Here is an 18,381-nt window from a genome sequence, read left to right as displayed (position 1 = left end):
GCGCTTCGCGAAACCGGCGGATTCCGTGCACCGTTCGGCCGGTTCGTTTCCGTACCGGTCGTCTCCGCCCGGGCGGTCCGGACGCGTCCGCGCCCGCCCACCGGGCAGCGGGGGGCGGGCGCGGACGGCCGGCGGCGGGCGGGCCGGGGCGAGGGCGGGTCAGTAGCGCAGGACGGCGGCGACCTGCCCGGAGTCGGCGAGGGTGCCGTCGGGGACGAAGCCGACCAGGCCGCCGGTGTCCAGGGTGCGTTCGACCACCTCGTCGACGATGTCGTCCCGGGCCCCGTCCTGGTCGGCCTCGGCGGGCACCAGATGCTCGCCGTCGTCGCGCACGGTGGCGCGGAAGTCCTCCTCGACCACCAGGCGGGCGATCCGGCCCTGGCCGACGTTCTGCCAGACCTCGTCCAGGCCGGCCGCGAACTGCTGGGCGCCGCGGGCCTTGTCGAGCTGGGCGAGGTGCTCGGCGACCTCGCGCTCGGCGCGGGCGCGCACGGCCGGCTCGACCACCTTGCGGACGGTCTCGGCGTCGGCCTGGGCCAGGCCGCCGTGCGGCAGCTGGGCGGCGGCCTCCTTGGCGATCGGGCCGACGGCGTCCAGCAGGGCGAGCGCGGCGGCCTCGCCGACCACGTACAGCGGGCGGGGGGCGGCGGCCAGCAGCTTGCCGACCTCGGTGTCGGCCTGGCGCAGGAAGGTCTTGGTCCCCTCGTCGCGGAAGGTGCTGGGCGTGTCGCCGATCTGCTCCTGCCGTTCGGGGTCGGGGTTGTCGAAGACGCGTACCAGCGGGAAGCCGTGGGCCTTGTCCTCGGTGACCCGATCCTCGGTGCCGCCCCACAGCACCACCTTGTCGGCGGCGACGGCGAGCACCCAGAACGGGCGCTCGGCGGCGTGCGCGGCGACCAGGTTGCGGGTGAGGTAGGTGTCGGACAGGACCACCCGGGCGGGGGTGCTGCGGCCGAGTGACCAGACCTGGTGCTCGCCGGGGGCGGCGAAGATCGCCAGGCCGTCCTCGGCGTGCACCAGGTCGACCTCGGCCAGCGCCCGGTCGAGCTGCTCCAGCACGTCGATCCGGTCGGCGCGGGAGACCTTCGGGTCGGCCTGGACGCGCTCCTTCGCCTCGGCCAGCAGGTTGCGCAGCCGGACCGGGTCCTGGGTGTTGTCCGGCTCCCGGCGGTGCGTGGGCATCAGGATCGACACCGCCGGGTAGGGCCGCGGCCGGCGCAGCTCGGCGAGGACGGCGGGGCTGAGGTCGGGGCGCATGGAGACCCTTTCCGAAGGCGGTCGGCCTTCTGGCGTGGACGCGCGGAGCCTGGCACTGGGCACTGCTGCCCAAATGTCGTCAATGTACCCATTCACGGCTTCCGCGGCGCGCGCGCACGGTCCCGGGGCAGGTGGCGGGGCGGGCCCGGGGGCGGGTCTCGGACGGGCGCCCCGCCGAACGCCGCCGCCCGGGGTCGGGTGGCGGCGCCGGCGGGACGCGGCGGTCGGCGGTCCGGTCGGGACGGCCGGGACGCGGCGGTCGGCGGTCCGGTCGGGACGGTCGGGACGGCCGGGACGGTCAGAACTGGACGTCGGTGCAGGAGTAGAAGGCGTTGGCGGTGTCGGCGATCTCCCAGACCGCGACGACCACCTGGTGGCCGGTGCGGCCGGTGGGCAGGGTCGCGGTGTGGGTGGTGGTGGCGGCGGGCTGGCGGCCGTTGTAGGGGACGGTCAGGAACGGGGTCAGGTCCAGGGCGGCCCGGGTGATCGGCTGGCCGGCGCTGTAGCCGGGCTTGGTCAGGTAGTACTTGAAGTTCGTGGTGGAGTGCCGGGCCTCGATCTCCCAGGTGAAGGTGAGCTGCTGGCCCGCCGTCACCTTGGTGGTCGGCCAGGCGCCGTTGCGGGGGTTGTCCAGCGGGGCCCAGCGGGCGTCCCCGCCGGCGCAGATGGTGCCGTCCGCCGGGCCGCGGCTCGGGAAGCCCTTGGGGCCCTCGACGCTCTGCGGCTCCCACTGGATGTCGCCGCAGTCCCACGGGACGGCGTTGGCGCCGCAGAGCGCGGAACGGCTCGGCGGCAGGTTGATGAAGCCGTGCGACTGGGCCGGCAGGGCCGCCGCGATCGGCAGGACGATCGCGGCCGCGGCGGCGGCGATCAGGTGGCGCTTGCGCATGGTGCTCCTCCGTGGGGGTGGATGGAGTGTGCGCCCGGCGCGGGGCGTGCGCGTGCGCGTGGGGGTGCGCACGGCGGCCTGCCCGAGACGTGGCATGCCCGCGCCAGACCGGTTGCCCGACACCGTAGGATCTGGTCTCCCCCCGCGTCAATGGTCTGAACCATTTGCGCCATCGCCCCTCAATCACAGGGCGCCGCCCGGTACTTCGCGCCCCACCCCCGGCCGCGCGCGCCCGCGTCCGCCGCATGGGAAAGTAGTTGCATGAGCGCAATACACGCTCTAGCCGATATTTCGATCGATGGCTTATCCTGGACCCAGCCCCACGTGGAAGGAGGCCGGGCCCGATGACCGCCACGGATCCCGCGCTCACCGCCCTTGCCAGCGGTTGGAACGCCCTGTCCCTCCTGCACAGCCGGATCGAGTCCCACATCGAACGCGCCCTGCAGGCCCGGCACGACCTGAGCGTGCGCGAGTACTCGCTGCTCGACGTGCTCAGCCGCCAGCACGACGGCGAGGGCGGGCACCTGCAGATGAAGCAGGTCGCCGACGCGGTCGTGCTCAGCCAGAGCGCCACCACCCGCCTGGTCACCCGGCTGGAGGACCGCGGCCTGCTGGCGCGCTACCTGTGCCCGACCGACCGCCGCGGCATCTACACCAACGTGAGCGAGGACGGCCTGAGGCTCCTGGAGCAGGCCCGCCCGACCAACGACGCCGCCCTGCGCGAGGCGCTCGACGAGGCCGCCCGCAACCCGGAGCTGGCCTCGCTGGTCAAGGCGGTCGAGGCCGTGGACGCCGCCTCCCCCGCCCCCCGCCCGCTGACCCCGGCCGGCCCCGCAGCGCCGCAGGCGCGGTAGCCCCGCCCCACGCCACCACTCCCCCGGGCCCGGCCCGTCCCGAACCGCACGCGCGGCTCGGGACGGGCCGGGCCCGGCCGCGTTCCCGCCCGCCCGGCCGGCACCCCGGGCGCCACTCTGGCATACGCCCCCTGTCCGCGCTTGCATATAGCGCGCGTCTGCAACTATTGTCGAAGCATGCAAGGAGCTCATTCAAGCAATCACGGAAGGGTCGGGCCCATGCCGCTCGCTCTCATCGCCCTGGCCATCGGCGCATTCGGGATCGGGACCACCGAGTTCGTGATCATGGGTCTCCTGCCCGAGATCGCCGGCGACTACGGCGTCTCCATCCCCGACGCGGGCCTGCTGGTCACCGGCTACGCCCTCGGCGTGGTCCTCGGCGCACCGCTGATGACCGCCCTCGGCACCCGGATCGGCCGCAAGACCATGCTCATGCTGCTGATGGGCCTGTTCACCGCCGGGAACCTGCTCTCCGCGTTCGCCCCGTCCCTCCCGGTGATGCTGGCCGGGCGCATCGTGGCCTCGCTCGCCCACGGCGCCTTCTTCGGCATCGGCTCCGTCGTCGCCGCCGACCTGGTCGCCCCGGAGCGGAAGGCCGGCGCCATCGCCACCATGTTCACCGGGCTGACCGTCGCCAACATCGTCGGCGTGCCGCTGGGCACCTTCGTCGGCCAGGCCGTCGGCTGGCGCACCACCTTCGTCGGCGTCGCCGCGCTCGGCGTGGTCGGCCTGCTCGGCATCGCCCGCCTGGTGCCCACCCTGCCCCGCCCCGAGGGCGCCCACCTGCGCCGCGAGCTGACCGCCTTCCGCAACCCGCAGGTGCTGCTCGCGATGGCGATGACCGTGCTCGGCTTCGGCGGGGTCTTCGCCGCGATCACCTACATCGCCCCGATGATGACCAACGTCGCCGGCTACGCCGACGGCTCCGTCACCTGGCTGCTGGTGCTGTTCGGCGTCGGCATGTTCCTCGGCAACCTGCTGGGCGGGCGCTACGCCGACCGCCGGCTGATGCCGATGCTCTACACCACCCTCGGCGGACTCGCCGTGGTGCTGGCCCTGTTCACCCTCACCGCGCACGACAAGGTGCTGGCCGCCGTCACCGTCCTGCTGGTGGGAGCCCTGGGCTTCGCCACCGTCCCCCCGCTGCAGAAGCGGGTCCTGGACCAGGCCCACGGCGCCCCCACCCTGGCCTCCGCCGTCAACATCGGCGCCTTCAACCTCGGCAACGCGCTGGCCGCCTGGCTCGGCGGGGCCGTCATCGCCGCCGGGCTCGGCTACACCGCCCCGAACTGGGTCGGCGCCGCCCTCGCCGCGGCCGCCCTGCTGCTGGCCCTGTGGTCCGCCGCCCTGGAACGCCGCGGCTCCCGCACGGCGGCCCCGGCCGCCGCGCCCGCCCCCGTCCCCGCCCACCACTGATCCCGCCCACCCACCCCCCGAAGGCCCAGAAGAGAGCACCATGAGCACCACCACCGCCGTCGTCCCGCTCACCACCGCCGACGCCGAGACCCTCGTCTCCGCCGCCCGCAGCGCCGCCGAGGCCGCCGGCGCGACGGTCAGCGTCACCGTCCTGGACGCGGGCGGCCACCTGCTCGCCTTCCGCCGCGACGACCGCGCCGTGCTGATCTCCGGCGAGACCAGCACCCGCAAGGCCTACACCGCCCTCCAGCTGGACGCACCCACCGCCGACCTGGTGGACCTGGTCAAGCCCGACGGGCCGTTCCACTCCCTGCCCACCGCGCTGGACCGCCCGCTGCTGTTCCTCGCCGGCGGCCTGCCGGTCCACCGCGACGGCCGGCTGGTCGGCGCGATCGGCGTCGGCGGCGGCGCCCCCGAGCAGGACCACTCCTTCGCCGCCGCCGCCCTGGCCGAGCTCGCCGCGCCCGCCCGCTGAGCACCGCGGCCCGCCCCCGCGGGACGTCGTCCTGCGCGACGGCCCCGGCAGCGCCCGGACCGTCCACTCCCCCCACCGACCGCACCGCCTGAAGGAGCACGCGACCATGACCACCCCCAGCGTCCCCACCGTGAAGCTGAACAACGGCGTCGAGATCCCCCAGCTCGGCTTCGGCGTCTTCCAGGTCCCCGACGAGCAGACCACCGCCGTCGTCGCCGCCGCCCTGGAGGCCGGCTACCGCAGCATCGACACCGCCGCCATCTACGGCAACGAGACCGGCGTCGGCCGCGCCCTGGCCGCCTCCGGCGTGGCCCGCGAGGACCTGTTCGTCACCACCAAGCTGTGGAACACCGACCAGGGTCACGACGCCACCCTGCGCGCCTTCGACGCCAGCCTCGCCAAGCTCGGCCTGGACCACGTCGACCTCTACCTCATCCACTGGCCCACCCCGGCCCGCGACCTCTACCTCGACTCCTGGCGCGCCATCGAGCGCCTCGCCGAGGAGGGCCGCATCCGCGCCGCCGGCGTCTCCAACTTCCAGCCCGCCCACCTCCAGCGCCTGCTGGACAACAGCTCGCTGGTGCCCGCCGTCAACCAGGTCGAGCTGCACCCCGGCCTCCAGCAGGCCGAGCTGCGTGCCTTCCACGCCGCGCACGGCATCGCCACCGAGGCCTGGAGCCCGCTCGCCCAGGGCGCCGTCCTGGACGACCCGGCGATCACCGCCGTCGCCGAGCGCACCGGCAAGTCCCCCGCCCAGGTCGTCCTGCGCTGGCACCTGCAGCTCGGCAACATCGTCATCCCCAAGTCGGTCACCCCGGCCCGCATCCGGCAGAACCTCGACGTCTTCGACTTCGAGCTGACCGAGCAGGACATGGCCGCCGTCGCCGCCACCGACCGCGGCCTGCGCACCGGCCCGCACCCGGACCAGTTCAACTGATCCGCCCCGCCCCACCACTCCCGTCCCGGGCGGTCGCACCGCCGCCCGGGACGGGGCCTTCCCCGAGGACCCCGCCATGGCACCGCCCCACCCCGCACTCGCCCGACTGGCCCCCGCCGACGGCCGGCTGACCATCGGCCTGGAACTGCCCCTGGACAACGACCGGGGCCAGGACCGCGGCCGGGCCGACCGCGAGGCGGGCCGCCCCTTCGGCGTCCCCGACCTCACCGAGCACGCCCGCCTCGCCCGGCTCGCCGACCGCCTCGGCTTCGCCGCCCTGTGGGTGCGCGACGTCCCGCTCTACGACCCGCTCCAGTTCGGCGACGCCGGCAGCGTCTTCGAGACCTTCACCCACCTGGGCCACCTCGCCGCCCTCACCCGCGACGCGGTCCTCGCCACCGGCGCGGTCGTCCTGCCGCTGCGCGAACCGCTGCTGGTCGCCAAGGCCGCCGCCACCGTCGACGTGCTCTCCGGCGGCCGCCTGCTGCTCGGCCTGGCCAGCGGCGACCGCCCCGTCGAGTACCCGCTGTTCGACCGCGACTTCCACCACCGCGGCCAGGCCTTCCGCACCGGCGTCCACACCCTGCGCGCCGCCTGGCGCCCCGGCCCGCTGGAACTGCCCGCCGCCGGCCTCGGCGCCGAACGGCAGCTGGAGGTCCTCCCCCGGCCCGTCCACCCCGCGGGCATCCCGATCGCGGTGGCCGGCGGCGCCCAGCAGAGCCCCGAGTGGATCGCCGAGCACGCCGACGCCTCCCTCGACTACCCGCGCGACCCGGGCGCACTGCGCCTGCGGATGCGCCGGTGGCGCGACCTCGCCGGCGACAAGCCCTACCTGACCCCGATGGTGCTCACCCTCGCCGAGGACCCGGCCGCCGCCCCGCGCCCCATCCGCCTCGGCCTCAGCACCGGGCGCACCGCGCTGATCGAGCACCTGGAGCTGATGTCCGACCTCGGCGTCTCCCACGTCTCCTTCAACCTGCGCCCCAACGACCGCCCGGTCGACGACCTCCTCCACGAACTCGCCGAGGAAGTCCTGCCCCGCTTCACCGCCCCGGCCCCGGCCGCCGCCGGGCAGCACGGCTGAGCCGACGGCAAGCCCCCCGCACCCGCGCCCGCGTCCCGCCCCCGGGACGCGGGCGCGGGTGCGGTGGGCGGTGGGCGGTGGGCGGCCGGGGGCCCGGGCGTCAGGGCGCCGGGTGGCGCAGGGCGACGGCGGCGCGCACGGTGTTGGCCTGGTGGGCGGCCTGGTGGGCGACGGGCAGCCAGACGGGTTCGAAGCGCCGCTGGTACTGGGCGCACCAGTCCCGCAGGAGGTGGTCGAGGCGGGCGGCCTCGCGGGCGGCGGGGGCGCCGGCCACCCGGACGGCGCGGCGCAGCAGGGCGGCGGCGCGCACCGGGACGCGGTGGGCCCACAGGTCGATGCCGGTGAGGCGGGCGCGGGTCATCGGGGTGTGCAGGAGGTCGTGTCCGTGGACCTCGGGGTCCCAGGCGTCGGCGAGCTGGTGCAGGGCGGTCAGCGGGGTGCGGGCGGCGCGCAGCAGTGGGGTGTCGGGGTTGCGCAGGTGGGGCAGGGCGGCGTCGAGGAGTGCGGTGAGGAGGGTGCCGCGGTGGCGCAGGCGGTCGGCGGTGGTGCGCAGGTGGCGGTGGGCGGCGTCGGCGGGGCGGTGGTCGCCGAGGTGGGCGCTGGTGAAGGCGGGGACTTCGACGAGGACGGTCTCGCCGCCGTGGCGTTGCGGGGCGAACCAGGTGCCGGTGCGGCCGCGGTCGCCCTGGTGGGGGGTGAGCATGCCGGTGGTGCGTTCCTGGTGGTCGATGTGGTGGGGGGTCATCAGGTAGACGCCGGGGGCGGATTCGTGGAGGTGGAAGGTGTCGAAGGCGCCGGTCTCGACGGGGATGCCGAGGTGGGCGGCGGAGCGGGCGAAGGGGTGGGCGAGGGCGGTGGGGTCGGTGGTGGCCTGGACGAAGGTGCCGCCGACGTCGGTGCTGTGCAGGGAGAACTGGAGGGTGGGGCGCAGTTCGTCGACGAGGTCGAGGAGGGCGCGGCTCTCGGGGAGGTCGGCGCCGATGGCGGGGGCCCATTCGGGCTGGTCCTCGGCGGCGGGGCGGTAGTAGTGGGCGAAGTAGGCGGGCAGGGTGCGGGCGGTGCGGCTGCCGTCGGCGAGGTGGGCGCCGTCGGGGTCGAGGCAGAGCAGGAAGTGCCAGGTGAGGTCGGGGTGCCGGTGGGTGAGGGCGTGGTGGGCGAGGTCGGTGACGGCGGCGCGGGCGGCGAACTCGTCGGCGTGGGCGCCGGCGACGACCAGGATGGCGTGGGGGCCGTGGCCGACGGTGAGCAGGGTCAGCGGGCGGCCGGCGCGGGAGGTGCCGACGGTGCGCACCCGGCACAGGTCGGGCCACCGGGTGGCCAACCGGCGTGCGGTGTCGTCGAGTTCGGCGAGAGTGGGGTAGTGGTCGTGGTGCGGGGCGGCCGTGGCCGCGGGGGTCGTCGTGTCGGTCACCTTCGGTTTCCTCCCCTGGGTCGTGGCAAGTAGTCGTACCTGCCGCGGTGGGTCGCCGGTACGGGCGGGGCCCGCCCGGGTCCGGGGACTCGGGCGGGCCCGGGAGGGCGGCCGGGAGGCGGCGCCGGGGTGGGTCAGTCGGCGAGGGGGCGGGTGTCGAGGCGGATGTGGTCGACGGCCCAGTACCAGTTGTTGCCGGCGTCGTACATGCGGAACCGGAGGGTCACCGTGCGGGCGCCGGCGGGGACGGCGAAGCTGCGGGTGATCCGGGTGTTCTGGGCGTCCTTGCCGGCGTTGTCGGTGCCGGTGGCGTCGGGGCCGTAGGCGAGCAGGCGGGTCTGGGTGCCGTCGTCGAAGACGGCGGTGACGGAGGCCTTCTGGGGGGCTTCCTGGCGGTAGTGGGAGTCGAAGGCGAGGTGGAGGGTGCCGGTGCCGGCGGGGATGGTGACGGCGGGTGAGACGAGGGTGGAGTCGAAGACGCCCTTGCGGGAGGGGGATCCGGTGTCGTCCCAGTCGTCGGGGTCGGCGACGGCGACGACGCCCAGGGCGCGGGTGAAGTTGCCGCGGTCCTGTCCGGCGGGGACGGACCACTCGCGCTTGGTGTGGAAGGTCCAGCCCTGGAGTCGGGGGGTGCCCTGGGGCATGGCGGGGGCGTTGACCACGCTCCAGCCCCGGGGGGCCTGGGTGGTCCAGCCGAGTACGCCGGCCTGCGGCTGGAGGGCGCCGGCCAGGGATTCGAAGTCCTCGTCGAGGAGGTGGCCGGTCATCGCCGGGGCGGTGCGGGCGGCGAGTTCGCCGTCGGCGAGGGCGAAGCGGCCGTCGGCCTGGGCGCGGGCGGTGACCAGCAGGCGGTGGGTGGCGGTGGCGGGCAGCGCGGCGGGCGGGGTGACCTGCCAGACGGCGGTGGCGGTGGCGCCGGCGGCGAGCTTGTCGGGGGCGGCGGTGACGGGGGTGGCGGTCCAGCCGGGCGGCAGCAGCGGCTGGGTCTCCAGGCGGGTGAGGCCGGTGGTGGCGGTGAGGGTGGCGGTGACGGTGGCGGGGCGGCCGGGCAGCAGGACGGGTTCGTCGATGGTGGCGGAGGCGGCGCCGAGGGCGAGGGTGACGGTGAGGGGGTCGGCCAGGCCGAGGGCGGGGTCGGTGACGGTGCGGTCGTCCCAGGGGAAGCGGCCCGCGATGCGGCGGCGGAAGGCGAGGTCGCCCTGGACGGCGACGGCGACGTCGTACCAGCCCTCGGGGCCGACCTTCAGGTTGACGGTGCGGTCGTCGCCGGCCGGGACGCGGACCTCGCGCAGGCCGTCGCCGTAGGCGAGGTCGCCGACCAGGAAGGTGCGGGCGGTGCGGGAGCGGTTGATGACGTCGACCTCCAGCACCTTGCCGTCGCCCTCCTCGGAGAGCGAGACCTCGTAGCCGGAGGCGGTGTCGCCGCGCAGGTGCCACAGTGCGCCGTCGGGGCCGTGGACGCGCAGGTCGTAGCCGGCCGGGCCGACCTTCCAGACGTCGGACAGGCGGCTCCTGGCGGCGAGGGTGTAGTGCCTGGGGGCCTCGCCGGGGGCGGGGTAGACGGCGAGGACGGCGCCCTGGCGGCCCTGGTTGACGAGGTCGAGGGTGAGTTCGTCGCCCTTGAGGCGGGGCTTGACGAGCAGGTGGTACGGGGCGGGGCGGGCGGAGCGGGTGCCGCGCTGCTGGCGGGGGAAGGCCTGCGGGCTGGGCACGGTGGGGGCGGGGAGCTTGCCGGTGTCGACGACCTTCTGGCGGTTGCCGCTGGTGTCGGGCAGCTGCGGCCAGGCGGGGTCGCGGCCGGAGAAGTCGAAGACGTTGGTCAGGTCGCCGCAGACCGCGCGCCGCCAGGGGCTGATGTTGGGTTCCTGGACGCCGAAGCGCTGTTCCAGCAGGCGCAGCACGGAGGTGTGGTCGTAGACGGTGGAGTCGACGACGCCGCCGCGGGTCCACGGGGAGACGACGACCATCGGCACCCGCACGCCCAGGCCCATCGGGTAGGGGCCGGAGACCAGGGTCTCGCCGGCGGGGAGGGTGTCGGACCAGGTGAGGGTGCCGTCGGCGGCCTTGACCCGGTACCGGCCGTCCTGGTCCACCACGCGGTGGTAGGTGGCGGAGCCCTTGGCGACGCGGACGACGACCTCGCCGTCGACCGGGACGTTGGACTTGCCGCGGCCGGCGGCCAGTGGCGGGACGGGCGGCAGCTGGTGGTCGAAGAAGCCGCCGTGCTCGTCGTAGTTGAGGATGAAGACGGTCTTCTGGAACACCTCGGGCTCGGCGGCGAGGGCGGACAGCAGCCGGGCGGTGAGGTGTTCGCCGTTCGGCGGCGCGTGGTCGGCGTGCTCGGACAGCGCGGCGGGGGCGACGATCCAGGAGACCTGCGGGAGGCGGTCGGCCCGGACGTCGGCGGCGAAGGCCTCGACCAGGGCGTCGCCCATGGCGAAGGGGTCGTTCTTCTCGGCCGGGTCGCCGACGGCGCGCATGCCGCGTTCGTACAGCGGCTCGCCGGGCTTGGCGTGGACGAAGGGGGCGAACCAGGCGAGGGCGTTGTCGTCGAAGTTGTCGAGGGCCTGGTAGGTCTTCCAGCTGACGCCGGCCTTCTCCAGGCGTTCGGCGTAGGTGGTCCACTCGTAGCCGCCGGGGATCTCGGTGTTGTCGGTGACCGGGACGTCCCGGACGGTGCCGCCGCTGGTGCCGGTCATCAGGTGGTCGCGGTTGGTGTTGGTGTTGCACTGCACGGAGGCGTAGTAGGCGTCGCAGACCGTGAACACCGAGGCGAGGGCGTGGTAGAAGGGCATGTCGGCGGACTCGTAGTAGCCCTGGCCGAGCCAGCCGGAGGAGCGGCGGGTGACGGAGCCGTCGGCGCGGCCCTCGTTCCAGGCGTTCATGGAGTCGCCGAAGCCGAAGGCGGGCGCGCCCTGCCGGTAGGCGCTGGTGTGGGCGGCGTTCATCGGGAAGGGCAGCAGGTAGCCCTCCTTGCGGCTGGGGTCGGGCTGGTGGAACACCGAGCGGCCGTCGACGCCGCGCACGGCGGTGCGGTCGCCGAAGCCCCGTACGCCCGCCAGGGTGCCGAAGTAGTGGTCGAAGGCGCGGTTCTCCTGCATGAACACCACGACGTGCTCGATGTCCGCCAGCCGTCCGGGCCGGGCGGGCGCGGCGAGTGCCTGCCGGACGCTGAGCGGGAGGGCGGACAGCACCGCGGCCGCCGCCGCGCCGCCGAGGACGCTGCGGCGCGACAGTTCGGGCATCGGACTCATGGGGGTGGGGCTCCTTGCTGACGGACCGCGGGCCTTCGGTACGGGGGCCGGGCCGCGCGGTTCGGACCGGACCCGTTATGTGTACGAGACCGAGGTGGACGCGGCGGCGGCGTCCGGTGACGGGGCGGTGACCGACAGAAGGCTCCGAGCTGTACAGACAACTTGACGTCTGTTGATCAAGCGGCCGCCGCGCCGGACCGGCCGTCAGCCCCCGGCGGCCTGCGCTCCCGGCACGGCCCGGCGCGGCCTCGCCGCGCTCCCGCCGTGGTCCCCCCGCCCGCCGGCCGCGTGCGAACGGCCCCGCGGGGTAGCCGAGCGGGCATGCTGACACTCGGAGTCGAGGAAGAGTACCTGCTGGTCGACCCCCGCGACGGCGCGCCGATGCCCCGCGCCGCCGAGGTCCTGGCCACCGCCTCACTGGCGCCCGCGCTGCGCCCGCCGGAGGCGCAGCACGAGCTGCTCCAGGTCCAGGTGGAGAGCGCCACCCCGGTCTGCGAGGACCTCCCCGCCGTGGGCCGCCACCTCGCGCGGGTGCGGGCCGCGCTGAACGCGGCCGCCGCCCAGCACGGCTGCCGGGTCGTCCCGGTCGGCTCCGCCCCGTTCGCGCCCGCCGGCGGGGTGCCGGTCACCGACGACACCCGCTACCGGCGGGCCCGGCGCCAGGCGCCCGCCCTGGTCGACGACCTGATGCTGAACGGCATGCACGTCCACGTCGGCGTGGCCGACGAGGAGGAGCGCGTGGGCGCCCTGGTACGGCTGCGGCCCTGGCTGCCGGTGCTGATCGCGCTCAGCGCCAACTCGCCCTACTGGCGCGGCCGTGACACCCACTTCGCCAGCTGGCGGACCGTCCACTTCGACCAGTGGGCGGTCAGCGGCCCGCCGCCCGCCTTCCGCGACGCCGCCGACCACCGGCGGCGGGTGGCGGCGCTGCGCGCGGCCGGGGTCGTCGCCGACGAGGGCCAGCTCTACTGGCACGCCCGGCTGTCCGCGCGCTACCCGACGGTGGAGGTGCGGGCGACGGACGTGCAGCTGACGGCCGCCGACGCCGAGCTGTTCGCCGGCCTGGTCCGGGGCCTGGTCGCCGCGGCCGTGCTGGAGGAGCGGGCCGGGCGCCCGCGCCCGCAGGCCCCCGACGAACTGCTGCGCGCCGCCGTCTGGCACGCCGCCCGCACCGGGACGCACGGCGATCTGGTCTCCCCCGACGGCCTCTGCCGCCCGGCCGCGGCCGTGGTGGGGCAGCTGCGCGCCTACGTCGCCCCCGGCCTGGAGGCCACCGGCGACACCGGGCGGGTCGAGGAGCTGTGGCGGGGCTTCGAGCACCGGGGCAGCGGCGCCGACCGCCAGCGCCGCTGGTACCGCGAGCTGGGCCGCGAGGGCCTGGCCGAGCGCCTGGTCGCCTCCACGGTCACCCGCACGCCGTGACCGCGGGCGACGGCGCCCGGCCCGCTGCCCGAGGGGTCAGGCGCCGTCCCCGTCCCCGTCCCCGTCGCCGTCGTCCGTCCCGCCGTCGCCGCCGTCCCCGGTGCGCTCGTCGGGGCCGAGCCGGCGGGCCCGGCCGGGTTCGGCGGTGGTCGCCTCGCCCTGCTCCTCGGTGCTCCGCTCCTCGGCGCCCGGCCCGGCGCCCGGCGCCCGGGGGTCGCGGGAGGCGTCGTCTCCGTCGTGGTGCAGCGGCACGCCGCCCGCGCCGCCCTGGGGGATCTCGTTCACCGTCGGCTCCTCGCCTCGTGGTCCGTCGCCCGCGCGCCTCGCGGGTGTCCGCCTCGCGGGTGTCCGCCTCGCGGGTGTCCGCTTCGCGGGTGTCCGCTTCGCGGGTGTCCGCTTCGCGGGTGTGCGGTTCGCGGGTGCCCGGGAGGCCGCGGACCAATCCCCGGGTGTCGCGCCGCGCGCCGGGGGCAGACGCGCGATGTGAATCCCATCGAGCGGGGCCTGCGGGCCGTGGACGGCTTCCAGCAACGCCACCGGGCCACCGGCCTGGTCGTCGGCGTCGTGCGCAAGTACGGGGACGACCGGGGCGGGCTGCTGTCCGCCCTGATCACCTACTACGGCTTCGTCGCCCTGATCCCGCTGCTGCTCCTGCTCAGCACCGCCCTCGGCTTCGTCCTGCACGGCCACCCCGACGCGCAGCGCGCGGTCGTGGACTCCGCCCTCGCCGACTTCCCGATCATCGGCGACCAGCTGCGCCAGAACGTCCACTCCCTGGAGGGCAGCGGCCTGGCGCTGCTGATCGGCGCGCTCGGGCTGCTGTACGGGGCGCTGGGCATCGCGCAGGTCCTGCAGCACGCCATGGCCGAGGTGTGGAACGTGCCCGGGGTGCAGCGGCCCGGCTACTGGCCGCGGCTGGCGCGCAGCCTGCTGCTGTTCGCGGTGCTGGGCAGCGGGCTGGTGCTGGGCACCGCCGCCGCCTCGCTGGTCGGCGGCACGCTGGCCGGGACGGCCGCCCGGATCGGGGGGCTGGTGGTCTCGGCGCTGGTGAACGCCGCGCTGTGCCTGGCCTGCTTCCGGGTGCTCACCCCGCGCGAGGTCCCGCTGCGGGCGCTGTGGCCGGGCTGCGCGCTCGCCGGGCCGCTGTTCACCGCGCTGCAGGCGGGCGGCGCGCTGCTGGTCACCCACGCGCTGCGGCACGCGAGCCAGGTCTACGGCTTCTTCGCGACGGTGATCGGGCTGCTGTCCTGGATCTACCTGGCGGCGCAGGTCACCGTGTACGCGGCGGAGGTGAACGTGGTGCTCGCCCGGCGGCTGTGGCCGCGCAGCCTGCTGCAGCCGCCGCTGACGGAGGCCGACCAGGCGGTGCTGTCCTCCGTCGCCCGCCAGGAGGAGCGCCGGCCCGAGCAGCGGGTCGACGTCTCCTTCCCCGACGAGCCCGAGGACCCGGACGCCGCCCGGGACACCGCCCCGGACGGCACGAAGAACGGCACGCAGGGCGGTGGGACGGGCGGGGGCGCCACGGACGCCGCCCGCGACGACAGGCTTCGCCCCGATTAGTCCTGATTCGTACCTTCGGCAGTGGGCAGAGCACACACATGAGCGAACCACTCCCCCACGAACCGGACCCCCCGACCGGCCCGGCGGAAACCGCGGAAACGGCGGAAAAGGCCGGCCCGGCGGAGGCGGCGGAGGCCCGGCGGCTGACCGACGAGCTGCGGGCCGCGGTGGCGGAGCCGCGCACCGCCGCCCTGGTCCTGACCCGGCGGGTGCGCGCCGCCCGGCACGGCCGGGTCTGGACGGCCCTCGGCTTCCCCTCCTGGGACGCCTACGCCCTGGCCGAGCTCGGCCTCTCCCGGCCCACCGCCTACCGGCTGCTGGACCTCGCGGCGGTGGCCGGGGCGATCGAGGAGACCGTCGGCCGCGAGGCCGGGCCGCAGCTCGCGCACGGCTGGGACGCCTGGCCGGTGCTGTCCGTCCAGGCGGTCGTCGACCTGCGCGGCCGGCTGGCCGAACTCACCGACCTGATCACCGAGCGGCTGGCCCGGGTGCGCGCCGAGGCCGACGGCGCGGCGCCGCAGCCCGCCCTGGTCGGCGCCGCCGTGGCCGACGCCGTCGCCGAGCTGCGGGAGCGCCCGGACGTGCCGCCGGTCGACCTCCAGGGCGTCCGGGGCCCCGACGGCCACGACGTCGAGGCCTGGCGCCACGTCGTCGCGCGGGGCCTGGACGCGCAGCAGCAGGTGCTCGGCGGCTTCCGGGAGCTGGGCCTGCTGGCCCTGCGGGTCGCGCCGGGCTACGTCGCGGACCGCGACGCCGAGGCGGTCCTGCACCTGCTCGGCAAGGAGCTCGGCAGCACCTGCGAGGAGCTGCTGGCCTGCCGCCGCTACGCCCTGACGGGCGACGCCCGCGCGGTCGAGGGCCGGTGAGGACGGCCGGCCGCGAGGCCGGCCGAAAGGCCCGGAACGGCCCCGGTCACCCGCCGTCCGCGCCGGGCCGGGCCCGCGGCCGCGGCACCGGGGGCGGCCCGTCGGCGCCGTCCCCGCCGTCCGGGGAGGAACCGGGCGCCGGGGCCACCGGCAGCCGGGGCAGGGCGTACGGGTGGTGGTCGCGCAGGTAGCCGATGAGGTGCTCGCGCAGCTGGCAGCGCAGCTCGAAGGCGTCGGCGCCGTCCGCCGCCGTGGCCAGCACCCGCACCACGATGGTGGTGGGGGTGGTGTCGACCACCTGGAGGGCGCTGCCCTCGCGGTCCCACAGTTCGTTGCCGGCCAGGAAGGCGTCGAACTCCTTGCGCAGCAGGGCGATCGGGGCGTGGTGGTCGAGGTGGAGCAGCGCGGTGCCGGTGATCCGGCTGGAGCGGCGGGACCAGTTCTCGAACGGGCGGCCGACGAAGTACGACATCGGCATCACCAGGCGCCGCTGGTCCCAGGTCGCGATCACCACGGCGGTCAGGGTGATCTCCTCCACCTCGCCCCACTCACCGCCGACCACGACCACGTCGCCGATCCGGGCGAGGTCGCCGAAGGCCATCTGGACGCCGGCGAAGACGTTGGCCAGGGTGCTCTGGGCCGCGACGCCCGCCACCACGCCGACCAGTCCGGCGGAGGCGAGCAGGCTCGTGCCGACGCCGCGCACCGCCGGGAAGGTCATCAGGACCGCGCCCAGCGTCACCACGGCGACGATCGCCTGGCCGATCCGGCCGAGCAGGTCGGCCTGGGTGCGGGCGCGCCCGGCCCAGGCGGGGTCGCGGCGGTGCACGGCCAGCCGCAGGGTGCTGTCCACGACCAGCGCCACCACCCGGGCGCACAGCCAGCCGCCGGAGGCGATGGCGAGGATCACCGCCAGGTGGCGCAGCCCCTCGCTCGCGGCGGGCGGCGCGGCGATCCAGGGCAGGGCGGCGAGCAGGAGCAGACAGGCCGTCAGCGCCAGCAGCGGGAGCCGGCAGCGGCGTACCACCAGGGGTATGCCGGCGGTGCCCGCGCGGGCGGCCAGGCGCCGTCCCGCGAGCTGCGTGATCCGGTCCAGGCCGTACGCGAAGAGCACCGCCGCGGCGCTCGCCAGTGCCAGGCGTAGCAGGCTCCACCACATCTGCCGTTCTTCCCTTCGCCGGGTGCCGCCGACGGGCGCCCGGACGGGCGCCACCGGTCGCCTGTTCGCTTTTCCCGGCGGGGCGCGGCCATTCCTGCCGGTGACGGAGCGCACAGGAACCGCCGGACGGCGCGTCCGACGGGGCGGCATGGATGCGGCGGTCCGGGGCAACCGGTCATCGCGCGTCCGCGCCGGGCCCGGCACCCCGCCGGCCCGGGCCACGGAAGGGAGAAACGCATGAGCGGGAACGTCGACATCTGGGAGTTCCGCAGCACCAGCGGCCACAGCGCCGGCACCGACCTCATCGGGTTCCACGTGGAGGCGGTGGACGGCTCCGTCGGCAAGGTGGACAAGCTGTCCGAGGAGGTGGGGGCGCAGTACCTGGTCGTGGACACCGGCCCGTGGATCTTCGGCAAGCGGGTGCTGCTGCCGGCCGGCACCGTCATCCGCATCGAGGTCGCGGAGCAGAAGGTGTACGTGGACCGGACCAGGGAGGAGATCAAGCACAGCCCCGACCTCGACAGCGGGGCGCTGGAGGAGCCGGAGTCCCCGTTCCGGGACCAGTACGCGCTCTACTACGGCCCGTTCTACGGCAACCGCGCCATCTGACCCGCGTCCGGCCGGGCCGTCGGCCGTCGCCCCGCCCGGGCGGCGGCCGGCCGCCGTCCGGGACCCGCGCGCCCGGCCCGCGCCCGGCGCCTGCGGCCCCGGATCCGCCGCGGGCCGGCCCCGGGTCAGCCCCGGGTCAGCCGGTGGGCGTCGAACTCGGCCCAGACGGCCTTGCCCTGGCCGTTCGGCTCGGCGCCCCAGCGGTCGGCGGTGCGCTGCACGATGAACAGGCCGTGGCCGCCGGGCAGGGCCGGCTCGTGCGGCAGGCGCAGGACGGGCATGACCGGGCTGCGGTCGCTGACCTCCACCCGCAGGCGCTGCCCGGTGGCGTGCAGGACCAGTTCCGACGGGCCGTCACCGTGCAGCATGGCGTTGGCCACCAGCTCCGCCACCAGCAGCACGACGTCCTCGCCGACGCCCTCGTGGGCGTCCGGCGCCCCGGCGGGCGGGTACCAGTCGCCGACGGCCTCGGCGGTGAAGGCCCGGGCCCGGGCGACCGGCTTGGGGAGCCCCGCCAGGGGCAGCCGTCTGCGCTGGCCGCCGGGCGGCAGCACCGGGCCGGCCCGGTGCGCGTCGCCGTCCAGGGTTCCCCGGCTCATCGTCATGTGAGGGCGCCCTTTCGGATCGACGGCGGTTCGCAGGGTCGGTTTCCCGGCGCTCCCGGGATTATGCCTGCCCCGGCGCCGGGTGCGCGCCCCGTACGGCACAGTCCCCGGCGCACCGTGTACGGCGCACCGGGGAGCGCTCAGGCCGCCAGGGCGTCCTCGGCCGAGGCGTGGATGGAGAACACCGCCCGGGTGCCGGTCAGTTCGAGGACCCGCATCACGGTGGGCGGCACCGCGGCCAGGTGCAGTCCCACGCCCTCCTCCCCCGCCGCCAGACGCGTCCTGAGCAGGAGGTTCAGGCCGGAGGAGTCGCAGAAGCCGACCCCGGCGAGGTCGATCACCACCGCGCCGGGCCGCTGCGCGACCAGGGCGGTGAGGGTGTCGGCCGCCGGGGCGAGCGTCTCGATGTCGAGGTCGCCCGCCAGGGCGCAGACCACCGCACCGGCCGCCGCGTGGCGGGTGCGCACCGTCAGCTGCGCACGGTACGGGGAGGCCGCCGGCCCCGGGGCCCGCTGGTCGTTGTCGGATGGCATCATCGTCGTCCCCTCGTGTCCGTGCCCTCCGACCTTACGTACGCGGAGTC

General features: G+C 76.0%; 18 protein-coding genes. 10 read left to right on the top strand and 8 right to left on the bottom strand.

Annotated features, from left to right (window positions below):
• Positions 1-159 precede the first annotated feature (159 nt).
• Both ACIQI7_RS20565 and ACIQI7_RS20560 read right to left on the bottom strand, forming a co-directional pair.
• Positions 160-1,257 (bottom strand): chemotaxis protein, encoded by a 1,098-nt coding sequence (locus ACIQI7_RS20565; RefSeq protein WP_401111892.1) that lies wholly within the window; start codon positions 1,255-1,257, stop codon positions 160-162.
• A gap of 298 nt (positions 1,258-1,555) precedes the next feature.
• The gene (locus tag ACIQI7_RS20560) at positions 1,556-2,146 is read right to left on the bottom strand and encodes a lytic polysaccharide monooxygenase (RefSeq protein ID WP_387754412.1); all 591 of its coding nucleotides are present in this window, start codon (positions 2,144-2,146) and stop codon (positions 1,556-1,558) included.
• Positions 2,147-2,490: 344 nt separating this feature from the next.
• On the opposite strand from ACIQI7_RS20560, the gene ACIQI7_RS20555 reads away from it, so the two are divergent.
• From ACIQI7_RS20555 to ACIQI7_RS20535, 5 genes are all read left to right on the top strand, one after another.
• Complete coding sequence (locus tag ACIQI7_RS20555) at positions 2,491-3,000, top strand: MarR family winged helix-turn-helix transcriptional regulator (protein WP_401111889.1); 510 nt, start codon at positions 2,491-2,493, stop codon at positions 2,998-3,000.
• Positions 3,001-3,219: 219 nt separating this feature from the next.
• A complete protein-coding gene (locus tag ACIQI7_RS20550; protein WP_401111886.1) occupies positions 3,220-4,416 on the top strand; it encodes an MFS transporter in 1,197 nt (398 codons plus the stop codon).
• A 40-nt stretch (positions 4,417-4,456) separates the two neighbouring features.
• The gene (locus tag ACIQI7_RS20545; RefSeq protein WP_401111883.1) at positions 4,457-4,891 is read left to right on the top strand and encodes a heme-binding protein; all 435 of its coding nucleotides are present in this window, start codon (positions 4,457-4,459) and stop codon (positions 4,889-4,891) included.
• A 106-nt stretch (positions 4,892-4,997) separates the two neighbouring features.
• Positions 4,998-5,828 (top strand): aldo/keto reductase, encoded by an 831-nt coding sequence (locus ACIQI7_RS20540; RefSeq protein WP_401111881.1) that lies wholly within the window; start codon positions 4,998-5,000, stop codon positions 5,826-5,828.
• Between the two features lie 76 nt (positions 5,829-5,904).
• On the top strand, positions 5,905-6,912 hold the full coding sequence (locus ACIQI7_RS20535; RefSeq protein WP_401111878.1) for a TIGR03571 family LLM class oxidoreductase: 1,008 nt from the start codon (positions 5,905-5,907) through the stop codon (positions 6,910-6,912).
• 100 nt (positions 6,913-7,012) lie between these two features.
• Here the strand turns inward: ACIQI7_RS20535 and ACIQI7_RS20530 are convergent, their stop codons facing one another.
• Both ACIQI7_RS20530 and ACIQI7_RS20525 read right to left on the bottom strand, forming a co-directional pair.
• Positions 7,013-8,323, bottom strand: coding sequence for a M14 family zinc carboxypeptidase (locus ACIQI7_RS20530; protein ID WP_401111876.1), 1,311 nt, complete (start codon positions 8,321-8,323; stop codon positions 7,013-7,015).
• A gap of 134 nt (positions 8,324-8,457) precedes the next feature.
• On the bottom strand, positions 8,458-11,577 hold the full coding sequence (locus ACIQI7_RS20525; protein WP_401111874.1) for a phosphocholine-specific phospholipase C: 3,120 nt from the start codon (positions 11,575-11,577) through the stop codon (positions 8,458-8,460).
• A 321-nt stretch (positions 11,578-11,898) separates the two neighbouring features.
• Between ACIQI7_RS20525 and ACIQI7_RS20520 the strand changes: the two genes are divergently transcribed.
• The gene (locus ACIQI7_RS20520) at positions 11,899-12,999 is read left to right on the top strand and encodes a glutamate--cysteine ligase (protein WP_401111873.1); all 1,101 of its coding nucleotides are present in this window, start codon (positions 11,899-11,901) and stop codon (positions 12,997-12,999) included.
• A gap of 36 nt (positions 13,000-13,035) precedes the next feature.
• Here the strand turns inward: ACIQI7_RS20520 and ACIQI7_RS20515 are convergent, their stop codons facing one another.
• Positions 13,036-13,284 (bottom strand): hypothetical protein, encoded by a 249-nt coding sequence (locus ACIQI7_RS20515; protein ID WP_401112479.1) that lies wholly within the window; start codon positions 13,282-13,284, stop codon positions 13,036-13,038.
• Between ACIQI7_RS20515 and ACIQI7_RS20510 the strand changes: the two genes are divergently transcribed.
• From ACIQI7_RS20510 to ACIQI7_RS20500, 3 genes are read left to right on the top strand one after another with little or no spacing between them, the layout of a single operon-like run.
• Positions 13,169-13,486: a pentapeptide repeat-containing protein gene (locus tag ACIQI7_RS20510; RefSeq protein WP_401112457.1), complete on the top strand. Its 318-nt coding sequence runs from the start codon at positions 13,169-13,171 to the stop codon at positions 13,484-13,486. The two genes, ACIQI7_RS20515 and ACIQI7_RS20510, sit on opposite strands and share 116 nt — an antisense overlap.
• Positions 13,483-14,559, top strand: coding sequence for a YihY/virulence factor BrkB family protein (locus tag ACIQI7_RS20505; RefSeq protein ID WP_401111871.1), 1,077 nt, complete (start codon positions 13,483-13,485; stop codon positions 14,557-14,559). The genes ACIQI7_RS20510 and ACIQI7_RS20505 overlap by 4 nt, the downstream gene beginning before the upstream one ends.
• A gap of 38 nt (positions 14,560-14,597) precedes the next feature.
• Positions 14,598-15,425 carry a hypothetical protein gene (locus ACIQI7_RS20500; protein WP_401111868.1) on the top strand — a complete coding sequence of 276 codons (828 nt, stop codon included), beginning with the start codon at positions 14,598-14,600 and terminating at the stop codon, positions 15,423-15,425.
• Positions 15,426-15,471: 46 nt separating this feature from the next.
• Here the strand turns inward: ACIQI7_RS20500 and ACIQI7_RS20495 are convergent, their stop codons facing one another.
• A complete protein-coding gene (locus ACIQI7_RS20495) occupies positions 15,472-16,584 on the bottom strand; it encodes a mechanosensitive ion channel family protein (RefSeq protein WP_401111865.1) in 1,113 nt (370 codons plus the stop codon).
• A gap of 237 nt (positions 16,585-16,821) precedes the next feature.
• On the opposite strand from ACIQI7_RS20495, the gene ACIQI7_RS20490 reads away from it, so the two are divergent.
• Entirely contained in the window at positions 16,822-17,193 is a 372-nt protein-coding gene (locus ACIQI7_RS20490) for a PRC-barrel domain-containing protein (RefSeq protein ID WP_387754381.1), read from the top strand.
• 125 nt (positions 17,194-17,318) lie between these two features.
• On the opposite strand, the gene ACIQI7_RS20485 is transcribed toward ACIQI7_RS20490, so the two are convergent.
• Positions 17,319-17,798, bottom strand: a complete 480-nt coding sequence (locus ACIQI7_RS20485) for an ATP-binding protein (protein ID WP_401111862.1) — start codon at positions 17,796-17,798, stop codon at positions 17,319-17,321.
• A gap of 140 nt (positions 17,799-17,938) precedes the next feature.
• On the bottom strand, positions 17,939-18,334 hold the full coding sequence (locus ACIQI7_RS20480) for an STAS domain-containing protein (RefSeq protein WP_401111860.1): 396 nt from the start codon (positions 18,332-18,334) through the stop codon (positions 17,939-17,941).
• Positions 18,335-18,381 lie beyond the last annotated feature (47 nt).

This window comes from Kitasatospora sp. NPDC092039, assembly GCF_044756065.1.
Lineage (GTDB): Bacteria > Actinomycetota > Actinomycetes > Streptomycetales > Streptomycetaceae > Kitasatospora.
Note: the sequence above shows the minus strand (reverse complement) of the source record. Positions and strands in the feature narration are given on the sequence as shown.